This is a genomic window from Mesorhizobium sp. M4A.F.Ca.ET.022.05.2.1 (assembly GCF_003998845.1).
In the GTDB taxonomy this organism is placed as follows: domain Bacteria; phylum Pseudomonadota; class Alphaproteobacteria; order Rhizobiales; family Rhizobiaceae; genus Mesorhizobium.
This window is the reverse complement of the sequence record NZ_RZOJ01000199.1, coordinates 1-10488: the sequence shown is the minus strand read 5'-3', so window position 1 is coordinate 10488 and position 10488 is coordinate 1. Positions and strand designations below refer to the sequence as shown.

Genomic DNA, 10488 nt, shown 5'->3' with positions numbered 1-10488 from the left:
GCCGGCTCGCCAGCGCCTATGAACGCGGCCTCATCATCTACGGCCGCAAGGTCAAGGGCGGCGTCGACGGCGACAAGTTCATGGTCGCGCCGCCGATGATCATCACGCGCGAGCAGATCGGCGAGATGATCGCCATCATCGGCGACTCGCTGGCAGCGCTCGCCGCCGAACTCGACCTGCCGGTCGAAACCTGAAGGGGTAGAACAAGATGGCGACGAGAAAAGTCATCATCACCTGCGCGGTCACCGGCTCGGTGCATACGCCGTCCATGTCGCCCTATCTGCCCGTCACACCAGACCAGATTGCCGCAGACGCAATCGCCGCCGCCGAAGCCGGCGCCTCGATCCTGCATCTGCACGCCCGCGATCCGAGGGATGGACGGCCGACGGCCGACCCGGATGTGTTCATGCAATTTCTGCCGCGCATCAAGCAGGCGACGGATGCGGTGATCAACATCACCACCGGCGGCTCCTCATTGATGACGCTCGACCAGCGGCTCGCCGCACCGCTCCGGGCCGAGCCCGAAATGTGCTCGCTCAACATGGGCTCGATGAATTTCGCGCTGTTCCCGATGCTCGACAAGCCGCGAGAGTGGCAGCACGAGTGGGAGCCGAAGCTGCTCGAAGCCACGCGCGACACGATCTTCAGGAACACGTTCGCCGACATGGAGACGGTGCTGGAAAAGCTCGGCAAGGGCTGCGGCACGCGCTTCGAGTTCGAATGCTACGATGTCGGCCACCTCTATTCGCTGGCGCATTTGCGCGATCGCGAGCTGGTGTCGGGGCCGCTGTTCCTCCAGTTTGTGCTCGGCATTTTAGGCGGCATCGGCCCCGATCCCGACAATCTCATCCACATGAAGCGCATCGCCGACAAATTGTTCGGCGACAGCTACCAATTCTCGGTTCTCGCCGCCGGCCGCCACCAGATGCCGCTGATCTCGATCGCCGCCGCCATGGGCGGCAATGTCCGCGTCGGGCTGGAGGACAGCCTCTACGATGGGCGGCAGTTGGCTAAGTCGAACGCCGATCAGGTGCGGCGCATCCGCTCGGTGCTGGATGGCCTGTCGCTGGAGGTCGCGACGCCCGCGGAAGCGCGCGAGATGCTGGCACTGAAGGGCGGCGACCGGGTGGCGTTTTGAAGTGCGGTGGGGTGAGATGATAGCGCCCAGTCCTACCCCCCTCTGGCCTGCCGGCCATCTCCCCCTCAAGGAGGGTGCCTTGGCGCCTTGCCTGTCGTGAGTACAGTCAACATCAGGCTCGGCCGTATCGACGACGCCGAAACCATCCATGCCGCGCTGCTGCAGATGAGCGCCCATATCGGCGCGCATCAGCAGATCACCTCGACAGCGGATGACCTTCGCCGCTACGGCTTCGGCGAAAAGCAGGCCTTCTCCGCCCTGATCGCCGAGGTGGACGGCGAGTTCGCGGGGCTCTGCCTGCACTTTCCGATCTTCTCGACCTGGATGGGCCGGCCTGGCGTCTATGTGCAGGACCTCTATGTCGAGGACCGCTTTCGCGGCCGCCGGATCGGCGAAAAACTGCTGCGGCGCGTGGCGAAGGAATGTCGCGCTGAAGGCGGCGTCTATCTCCGGCTCTCCGTCGACACCGACAACGAAACCGCCAAGGCCTTTTATGAAAGGCTGGGCATTGGCTGGTCGAGCTACGAACAGGCGCAGAAAATCGCTGGCGAGGCGTTCTTCGCCTTTGCGGATGCACCAGAGGACAACGCATGAAAACCTATTATGCCGAGGAACAGAAGCGCCACGATCCCAAGGCTTTTCTCTCCAGCGGCGCCCAGCAGCCGAATCCGGAAAAGGCGGAGCGCATCGAGAGGTTGCTGGCCGGCGCGAAAGCCGCCGGCTCGACGATCGAACGGCCGCGGAACCATGGGCTGGCTCCGGTCGCGGCGGTGCACACGCCCGAATATCTCGACTTCCTTGAGCATATTTTCGAGCGCTGGCAGCGTATCGAAGGCGCCTCGGCGGAAGTCATCCCCAACATCCATCCGATCGCCCGTGGCGGTTCCTATCCCGCATCTGCCGTTGGCCAGGCCGGCTACCATATGGCGGATACCGCCTGCCCGATCTCGGACGAAACCTGGAACAGCTCGCTGTGGAGCGCCTGGAGCGCCGTTGAGGCGGCCGAAGCGGTGATGGCGGGCGCGTCTTCGGCCTACGCGCTCTGCCGTCCGCCCGGCCATCACGCCTTCGCCGATGTCGCCGGAGGATTCTGCTTCATCAACAATTCGGCGGTCGCGGCGCAGGTGCTCCGAAGGAACGCAGCACGTGTGGCGATCCTCGATGTCGACCTGCATCATGGCAACGGCACGCAAGGCATCTTCTATGCAAGGCCCGACGTGCTCACTGTGTCGCTGCATGCCGATCCGTTGCGCTTCTATCCGTTCTTCTGGGGGTATGCGGATGAGCGCGGCGAAGGCGCCGGCCTCGGCTACAATCTCAACCTGCCGCTGCCGCGCAAATCCGGCGACGCTGCGTTCCTCGAAGCGCTCGCGACCGCCTTCCGGCGCATCCGCGCCTTCGCGCCAGAGGCGCTTGTCGTGGCGCTCGGGCTCGATGCTTTCGAGGGCGATCCGTTCGCTGGCCTTTCCGTCACAACGCCCGGCTTCTCGCGCATCGGCGAGGCCATCGCCGGGCTCGGCCTGCCGACGGTGATCGTCCAGGAGGGCGGCTATCTGTGCGACGCGCTCAGCGACAACCTCACTGCTTTCCTGACCGGCTTCGGCGGCAAGCAGCGATGAGCAATTCCAGGAAAAGTGCGTAGCGGTTTCCCGTCCGGAATTGCGTGAAGGCAACGTGGCTCAGGCTCGCTGCTGCCTCAGCATGGCCACGACCCGGCGCACGCTTTCCAGCGTCTCGTCGATCTCGTCCGACGTGTTGTAATGCGCGATGCCGATGCGAACGACGCCCTCGCCGGCCGGAATGCCGAGCTGGTGGACGATCTCCCAGGCATAGTTGTGGCCTGACCAGAGGAAGATGTTTTCGCCGTTCATCTGCCGCACGATCGTCTCCGGCGCGATGCCCTCGATGGTAAAGGACACGGTCGGCACGCGCTCGCCGATCCGGCCCGGATCGGTGATGCCGTGGATGGCCAGGCCGGAAATACCGGACAGGCCGTCGATCAGTTTCTGCGCCAGCGTGTTTTCGTAGGCGATCGACACTTCGAACGCCCTGGCGATCCGTTGCCGCCGCGCGCCGCCCTCGCCGGCCGCCGCACCGAGATCGGCGAAATAGTCGACAGCGGCGGTGAGACCGGCCATCAGCTCGATCTGTGGCGTGCCGAGCTCGAAGCGTTCCGGCAGGCCGTTTGACGAGCAGCGGCATTTGTAGGGCTTGAGCGTGTCAATGAGGTCGCGTTGTCCCCACAGGATGCCCATGTGCGGGCCGAAGAATTTATAGGCTGAGCACACCAGGAAATCGCAGCCGAGCCCCTGCACGTCGACCAGGCCGTGCGGCGCGAACTGCACGGCATCGACATAGACCAGCGCGCCTGCCTGCTTGGCTACGGCCGTCAGCGCCTTCGCCCGGTTGATCGACCCGGTGAGGTTTGAGGCGTAGTTGAGCGCAACGAGCCGCGTCCTTTCCGAAAGCAGCGCGCGCAATGCCGCCTCCTCAAGCTGCCAGCTTTTCTCGTCGAACGGCAGGAAGCGCACGACGAGGCCAAGGTCCTCGGCAAGCTGCAGCCAGGGCGAGACATTGCCCTCATGGTCCATGCGCGTGACGATGATCTCGTCGCCGGGCTTCATGGCGCGGCCGAGCGTGCGCGACATGTGATAGGTCAGCGTCGTCATGTTGGCGCCGACGATGATTTCTTCTGGGCTCGCGGCACCGAGGAAATCGGCCATCGCCGCATGCGCGTCGTCGACCACCGTCTGCGCGGCGACCGTCGTTTCGAAAAAGCCGCTGAGATTTGCGTTGGTGGTGAGCAGGCATCGCGACACCGCGTCCGCCACCGCTTGCGGCACCTGGGTGCCGGCCGGGTTATCGAGATAGATGCGACGGCGGCCCTTGTCGGTCAGCGACAGCGCCGGAAATCTTCCCCGCACGGTTTCGATTGGAAAATTCATTGCCGTCCCCTCCCTTTTGTTATCGTTGGACAATTCTGGTCAAGGACACGGATTGCCGACGCGCTGATGAACCGCATCGACCGCCTTCTGCATCTCCTCGGTCCATCTGACCTCGACCGAGGACAGCGCCATTTCCAGCTGCCAAATGGCCGTCGCGCCGATGATGTTGGAGGTGACAAAGGGCCTGCTCGAGACATAGGCATTGGCGAACATCGCCGGCTCCATGCCGAAGGAGCGCGCCAAGGTGTTGTATTCGAGCAGGACTTGCGCCGCATTCGGCGTCTCGTAGCGCTGGCCGCGGTTGAAGAGCTGCGAGCGCGAGCCTTGCGGGCGCGCGCCGTGATCGTATTTGCCGGTTAGATAGCCTTGCGCCAGCGGCGAATAGGGAAGGAAAGCAATCTCCTCGCGCTGGCAAACCTCGGCCAGGTTCACCTCGAAGGTGCGGTTGACGAGGTTATAGGCGTTCTGCAGTGACACGGGCCGCGGGCCGATGCCCCTGTCGGCTTCGGCAAGGTAGCGCATGACGCCCCAGGAACTCTCATTCGACAAGCCGAAATGTCGGATCTTCCCGGCCTTCACCAGCTCGTCGAACACGCCAAGCGTCTCGGCGATCGGTGTCTCGCCTGATGGAGCGCCTTCGGTGTCGGCCCGTCGCGCCACGGCGCCGACGCGGGTCGGGTTGGCGCCCCACGGAATATCCCGTTCCGGCCAATGGATCTGGTAGAGATCGATGTAGTCGGTGCCGAGCTTGGTCAGCGACTTCTCGACCGCATCGAAAATATCGGCGCGCGCGAGCTTGGACGGGCGGTCGCCGCGAAACCAGGTGTTGCCGGTGCGGCCGACAACCTTCGAGGCGATGATCACCTTGTCGCGATTGCCGTTGGCCTTCATCCAGCTGCCGATGATCTTTTCGGTCCGCCCCTGCGTCTCCGCCTTGGGCGGGATCGGGTACAGCTCGGCCGTATCGATGAAATTGACGCCGCGCTCAAAGGCCAGGTCCATCTGCGCATGGCCTTCGGCCTCGGTGTTCTGCTGGCCCCAGGTCATTGAGCCCAGGCAGATCTGCGACACAAGAAGATCGGTCCGACCGAGACGGCGTTTGTGCATGGGGGTTTCTCCGGCGGGGAACTTTGCGCGACGGCGCGGGGAGGAAGCCCGAGCATACTGCAAAGCGCGGGTGTTCTCCAACCCGGTCCAGACGACTTTGCGTGAACTCTTAAGGGCTAGGGCCGGGCTCCGGCCATGGCGCGCCGCTTCGCTTCATCGATCAGCATGTTGGCCACCTGCATGCGGATCATGGCGCGCTGGCGCAGATGCGGGGCAACGCGGTCCGGGTGGTTGGCGAAAGCGAAACTGCGCCGCATGCGGCCAAGGTCAGCGCTCTTCACCGGATGATCGAGGCCAAGTTCGGCAGCGATCGCGTCGGGGTCGATCGGCGGCAGTTTTTCCTCCGGCCTTGCCTGCTCGCCGGCCAGCGCCAGCTTCGCCTGATCGAGCAGAGCGGCGAACTCGGCGGCGAGGTCGGCGCCGGCTTCACGATATTCGGCCGCGAATGTCTCGCCGGAAACCTTGATGCGGCCGGAATGGAGCTCATCGGCCACCGAGAGATAGTCGAACGGAATGGTCGGCCGCGCCGCCGCCTCCTCGCCCGCCTCGACCTTGTCGGAGGCAACGAAGAGATCGTCGAGCAAGGACGCGAAATCCCGCTTGGCTCCGGTGCCGATGTCAGCCTCCCGTCTCGTCAAGCACATATGTGAGACGGTCGCACCATAGAGCTTGCTCGTTAAAAATGAATGCCTTCGACGTTAACCAGTTTAGCCATTCGCATAGCAAAAAAGCCGGACTGCATTCATGCAGCCCGGCAAGGTCGCCAGGAGTGGCGAGGAAAAAGCCGGCAACGTGCCGGCACCACGCCTACGTTCGACAGACCGTAAAAGTTTCAAAAAAATCGATTGTGACGAAAAGAATCGTCCGGGCATGGCTGCCATGCAATTGCTGCACTGCACAATTTTAACATTCGCCCTATATGTTTGAGTCGGGAGGACCAACTAGGGGCCATGGATCATGGGGTTCTTCACCGAAATGTTCGCGCGGCCGCGGCCGCAGGACCATCAGCGCTACCGCGCAGCCCTGGCGCTGCTGCATTCAATGAGCAATGCCGACCGCGCCGACATCGGTATCAAGCCAGCCGATTTCCCGCGCATCGCGCGCGAAATGTCCACGCGCTGAGTCTGTCCAGCAAGAGGTTTCCCGGCAGCACCGGGAAACCTCAAAACTTTCAACGTCCAAGGAAAACCGCCTTGCCGAGCGGCACGCCATTGTGCCGCAGGATGTCGTAGGCGGTGGTCACGTGGAAATAGAAGTTGGGCATGGCGGCGTGGAGCAGGTATTGCAAGCCCGGCATCGAGACTTCCCGCCCGCCAAGCCGGAGTTCGATCGTGCGCTCTTCCGAGTTATTCAGGTCGGCTGCCGAAAACGTCGCCAGATGATCGACCGTCTTGGCGATGCGAGCCTGCAGGTCGGCGAAACTCGCCTCATTGTCCTCGTATTTCGGCACTTCGCGGCCGGCGAGCCGCGACGGCGCGCCCTTGGCGTGATCGGTGGCGATCTGCACCTGCCTGGTCAGCGCGAACATGTCGGGGGCCAGCCGCGCGGTCAGAAAGACCTGCGGGTCGATCTTGCGATCGGCCGCGTTCTGTTCGGCCAGCGACAGCATATTGGAGAGTGACTTCAGCCTGGCCGAAAACACCGGCACCGAGGCGTCATACATCGAAATCGTCATCTTGCTTTCTCCCAGTCGAGCGACGGGAGCTAGCGCTTCCACAAGCGATTCTTCAAGCGTCACCGCGCCGCCGCAATCACCATGCTAGGTGTTTCCATCTGGAGTGGAGGATCCCGATGAGATGCGCCTTTCTTGCAGCGACCGCTTTCTTCTCCATCGCCGTAACGGGCCAGCAGGCGCTCGCCGCCGACCCACCCTATATCGACGATCGCTCGGACGCTGCCGCTGTCATCCGCTCGCTCTACAGCGCCATCAACCGGCATGAATTCGCCCGCGCCTGGGGCTACTACGGCGATACCAAGCCGGCAAAGGATTTCGACGCGTTCGTCAAAGGCTATGACGGCACCGATACGGTCGAGGTGAAGACGGGCGCGGTATCCGACGAGGGTGCGGCCGGCAGCATCTACTACAATGTCCCGGTCGCCATCCAGGCGACCGACAAGAAGGGCGAGGCCAAGGTCTTTGCCGGCTGCTATACGCTGCGCCAGGTCAACGGCCAGATCCAGGAACCGCCGTTCCAGCCGATCTTCATCGACAAGGGCGCGCTGAAGCCATCGACCGCCGATTTCGAAGAGGCCGTGCCGGCAAGCTGCGGCGACGGCCCGCCGCCGCCGAAGAAGGACGAGGCGCTGGAGCAGGCGAAGAAGGCGTTCGCTGCCACCTATGCCGGCCAGTGCGACAAGGAGCTGTTCGAGCAGGAGCCCGAGCTGTTTTCGATCAAATACAAGGACAAGAGCGCGGCCGAAGGCGACCCCGAGCGGGAGACGCGGCTCTTCCATTTCGCCTGCTCGGCCGCCGCCTACAATGAAAGCTCCATCTACTACATCTACGACGACGTCTCGGGCGTCAGGCAGTTGCAGTTCGCCGAGCCCGAAATGGACATCCGCTACGCGAACAACGACAGCGACGGCAAGGTGGAGAGCATGCACGTCGTCGGCTTCCAGGCGACAGGCTGGGCCGTCAATTCCGCTTACGACGACGCCACCAAGACGATCACCACCTTCAACAAGTGGCGCGGCGTCGGCGATGCCTCGTCGTCGGGAACCTACCTGTTCCGCAACGGTGATTTTTCCCTGGTCCAGTACGACGTCGATGCATCATACGATGGCGAGCAGAACCCGCAGGCCGTCGTCGACTACAACACCGCGCCCTGAGGCAATCCCGGTATCAACGTCACGGCGCCTTGGAGAGCATCCAGTTGAGCGTGCCGCGCCAGTCGGTCATGCGGATCGGCGTGCCGTGCGTGCCGGTCTCGAAGCGGACGAAGCGGGTCGGATAGGGATAGGCTTTTGACTTTGCAATGATGGAGCGGAAGAAGGCTTCCTGCTTTTCCACCGGAAATACCGGGTCCTTGCTGCCCTGACCGAAGAAGACGGGCACATGGCGCCTGAAGGCGGGACTGGCGAGAAAGCTCTCATCCCACAGCGAACCGAGCAGCAGCAGCCCGTCGATGCGTCGGCCGGTGTCGTTGCGCGCGGCAAGCTTCCAGCACAGCGATCCGCCCATCGAGCCGCAGGCGACGAAGATCTTCGCGCCCGGCGACTTCTCGGCGTAGTGATTGATCAGCGCCGCAACCTGGGCGGCGCCCTTGTCGCCGAAATCGGGGAAGTCCGGCGACAGATAGAGGCCGCCATTGGCGGCCATCAGATTCTTGAGGCGGTTGAAATTGCCACCGAAGGTAAAGTCGTCGACACCTTGCTTTCGGCTGCCACCCTGCCCGTGCAGGTAGAGCACGATGATGCCGGCGCCCTCGGTCTTGCCGACGGCAACATGCCTGACATCGCCCGCGTCCGTCTTCAGCATCAGGTCCTGCTGCAGCTTGCGCACGCCGGTGTCGGTATATTCGCCATGGACGCGCTTTTCCGGCACCTCGTCGCGCTGGTTGATGTCGCGCATCTCGCGATAGTCGATGACGGTGTAGGCGCCATTGTCGCCGGACGACAGCGTCGCCGGATAGGCGAACAGATCGTCCTTGTAGGGTTTTAGCTCGAGAGCGCCGGCATCAACTGCGGACAGCAAAAGAGCGATCACGGTTAACAGCGTGCGGGAGACTTGAAAGCGATTGGCCATGCCGCAGGCATGCGTGCTTCGGCTTCGCTTTGTCAATCCTGCAGCACGCCGCCGGCGCCTTCCAGCGCCTCGCGCGTATCGACGTCGACCGAGGCGGCGTTGCCGATCTCGACATCGACGACATCAAGGCCCCCGGCTTCGACCAGGTGGCGCGCGCCGGTGTCGCCTTCGAGATGGGCGATAGCCCCAAACAGCGAACGAGGCAGCAGGACCGGGTTGCCGCGCCGGCCGTCGTGGGCGGCACGCACCACCGAGCGGCCGCCGGATCTGCGGAAGGCTTCGATCAGCCGGTCGAGATCGGCGGAGGACACGCCGGGCATGTCGCCAAGGACGATCATGGCGCCGGCGGCCTCGGCCGAAACCCTGGCGATGCCCGCCTTGAGAGACGAGGACAGGCCGTCGGCGAAATCGGGATTGTCGGCCAGGATCACATCGAGGCCGGAAAGCGCGCCGCGCACCCGCTCTCTTTGATGGCCGGTGACGACAATTGTGTTTGCCGCCCTGGAACCCAGCGCTCTCTCGGCGGCGCGGCGCACCAGCGGCTTGCCGTCGAACAGTGCCAGCAGCTTGTTCGGCCCGCCCATGCGGCTGGAGCGCCCCGCCGCCAGAAGCACTATCTCGACCTTCGGCCGGGCTCTTGCAGTCGCCGGCTCACGCGGCTGCGGCCGGGTCGGTATCTCCATCAGCAGCCCGCCGACGCCCATGCCGGCGATATCGCCGGCCGTCACGTCGAGGCCGGCGATCAGCCGGTCGAGCACCCAGTCGAAGCCGTTCTCCTTGGGGCTGCGGGCGCAGCCAGGCGCGCCGATGATGCGTTTGCCGGCAAGCGTGCCCAGCACCAGCAGGTTGCCGGGATCGACGGGCATGCCGGCGCGGACCACGCTGCCCCCTGCGTGTTCGATCGCCGCCGGGACGACGTCGGCGAAATCGCTCATCGCCGAGGCGCCGAATATCACCACCATGTCGTTGTCGCGGGCGAGCGAGGTCGCCGCTTCCGCGACGGGCGCGACCTCGTGCGGCGTGCGGCGCTCGGCGGTCAGATGGCTGCCCGAGCGCGTCAGGCGCGCTTCGGTGATGCGCAGCGTCTTGTCGAGCACGCTCGGTTTGACGCCGGGCAGCATCGTCTGGATGACGCCGATCCGCATCGGCCGAAAGGCGTTGACTGCAAAGATCTCACCATCGGTGCAGATCCTTGCCGCCCGATCGACCAGGCTGCCGGCGACGGCGAAGGGAATGATCTTGACCGTAGCCAGCATCTGGCCTTTCTCGACCGGCGCATGCTGCGCCAGCGTGGCGATGGTGATGGTCGGATCGATGGCGTTGATGGCGTCGATCATCGCGCGGTCGACGGTGAAGACGCCGGCCGCCTTGGCGTGGAGATTGACCCGGCCGGTCGCGGCGGGCTTGGCCTCCACGTTGCGATGGCTCATGCCGGCGGCGATCCGTTCCGCCGCGGCGTCCTCGTCGAGATCGTCGGGCGCCAGCACGGCCGCGACCACCTCGGAAATGCCGGCCGCTTTCAGCACCGACAGGTCATCGGCGCTCAGTCTTTG

12 protein-coding genes and 1 pseudogene are annotated in these 10488 nt (G+C 64.2%); 7 read left to right on the top strand and 6 right to left on the bottom strand.

The window, feature by feature from the left end:
- The 4 genes and pseudogenes from EN745_RS20760 to EN745_RS20745 all read left to right on the top strand — a co-directional run.
- A pseudogene (locus tag EN745_RS20760) lies at positions 1 to 194 on the top strand (aspartate aminotransferase family protein); the annotation flags it as partial.
- A 14-nt stretch (positions 195 to 208) separates the two neighbouring features.
- Positions 209 to 1138, top strand: a complete 930-nt coding sequence (locus EN745_RS20755) for a 3-keto-5-aminohexanoate cleavage protein (protein WP_126054811.1) — start codon at positions 209 to 211, stop codon at positions 1136 to 1138.
- A gap of 96 nt (positions 1139 to 1234) precedes the next feature.
- Positions 1235 to 1732 carry a GNAT family N-acetyltransferase gene (locus EN745_RS20750; protein WP_245487781.1) on the top strand — a complete coding sequence of 166 codons (498 nt, stop codon included), beginning with the start codon at positions 1235 to 1237 and terminating at the stop codon, positions 1730 to 1732.
- Entirely contained in the window at positions 1729 to 2757 is a 1029-nt protein-coding gene (locus tag EN745_RS20745) for a histone deacetylase family protein (protein ID WP_127422132.1), read from the top strand. The genes EN745_RS20750 and EN745_RS20745 overlap by 4 nt, the downstream gene beginning before the upstream one ends.
- 60 nt (positions 2758 to 2817) lie before the next feature.
- Here EN745_RS20745 and EN745_RS20740 read toward each other — a convergent pair whose 3' ends face one another.
- The 3 genes from EN745_RS20740 to EN745_RS20730 form a co-directional block, all read right to left on the bottom strand.
- Positions 2818 to 4083, bottom strand: coding sequence for a cysteine desulfurase-like protein (locus tag EN745_RS20740; protein ID WP_127422131.1), 1266 nt, complete (start codon positions 4081 to 4083; stop codon positions 2818 to 2820).
- Positions 4084 to 4122: 39 nt separating this feature from the next.
- The gene (locus EN745_RS20735) at positions 4123 to 5190 is read right to left on the bottom strand and encodes an aldo/keto reductase (protein WP_127406985.1); all 1068 of its coding nucleotides are present in this window, start codon (positions 5188 to 5190) and stop codon (positions 4123 to 4125) included.
- A gap of 116 nt (positions 5191 to 5306) precedes the next feature.
- On the bottom strand, positions 5307 to 5774 hold the full coding sequence (locus EN745_RS20730; RefSeq protein WP_126054816.1) for a hypothetical protein: 468 nt from the start codon (positions 5772 to 5774) through the stop codon (positions 5307 to 5309).
- A 160-nt stretch (positions 5775 to 5934) separates the two neighbouring features.
- On the opposite strand from EN745_RS20730, the gene EN745_RS20725 reads away from it, so the two are divergent.
- Positions 5935 to 6117 carry a hypothetical protein gene (locus EN745_RS20725; RefSeq protein WP_127406987.1) on the top strand — a complete coding sequence of 61 codons (183 nt, stop codon included), beginning with the start codon at positions 5935 to 5937 and terminating at the stop codon, positions 6115 to 6117.
- Positions 6118 to 6147: 30 nt separating this feature from the next.
- On the top strand, positions 6148 to 6312 hold the full coding sequence (locus EN745_RS20720; RefSeq protein ID WP_126054817.1) for a hypothetical protein: 165 nt from the start codon (positions 6148 to 6150) through the stop codon (positions 6310 to 6312).
- A 49-nt stretch (positions 6313 to 6361) separates the two neighbouring features.
- Here EN745_RS20720 and EN745_RS20715 read toward each other — a convergent pair whose 3' ends face one another.
- Positions 6362 to 6865 carry a DUF1993 family protein gene (locus EN745_RS20715; RefSeq protein WP_127422130.1) on the bottom strand — a complete coding sequence of 168 codons (504 nt, stop codon included), beginning with the start codon at positions 6863 to 6865 and terminating at the stop codon, positions 6362 to 6364.
- Between the two features lie 116 nt (positions 6866 to 6981).
- Between EN745_RS20715 and EN745_RS20710 the strand changes: the two genes are divergently transcribed.
- On the top strand, positions 6982 to 8019 hold the full coding sequence (locus EN745_RS20710; RefSeq protein ID WP_127422129.1) for a DUF1176 domain-containing protein: 1038 nt from the start codon (positions 6982 to 6984) through the stop codon (positions 8017 to 8019).
- A 19-nt stretch (positions 8020 to 8038) separates the two neighbouring features.
- Here EN745_RS20710 and EN745_RS20705 read toward each other — a convergent pair whose 3' ends face one another.
- On the bottom strand, positions 8039 to 8935 hold the full coding sequence (locus EN745_RS20705; RefSeq protein WP_127407446.1) for an alpha/beta hydrolase: 897 nt from the start codon (positions 8933 to 8935) through the stop codon (positions 8039 to 8041).
- 32 nt (positions 8936 to 8967) lie between these two features.
- Positions 8968 to 10488, bottom strand: a 1521-nt coding sequence (locus tag EN745_RS20700) for a molybdopterin-binding/glycosyltransferase family 2 protein (protein ID WP_127422128.1), incomplete at its 5' end; no start/stop codon positions are given.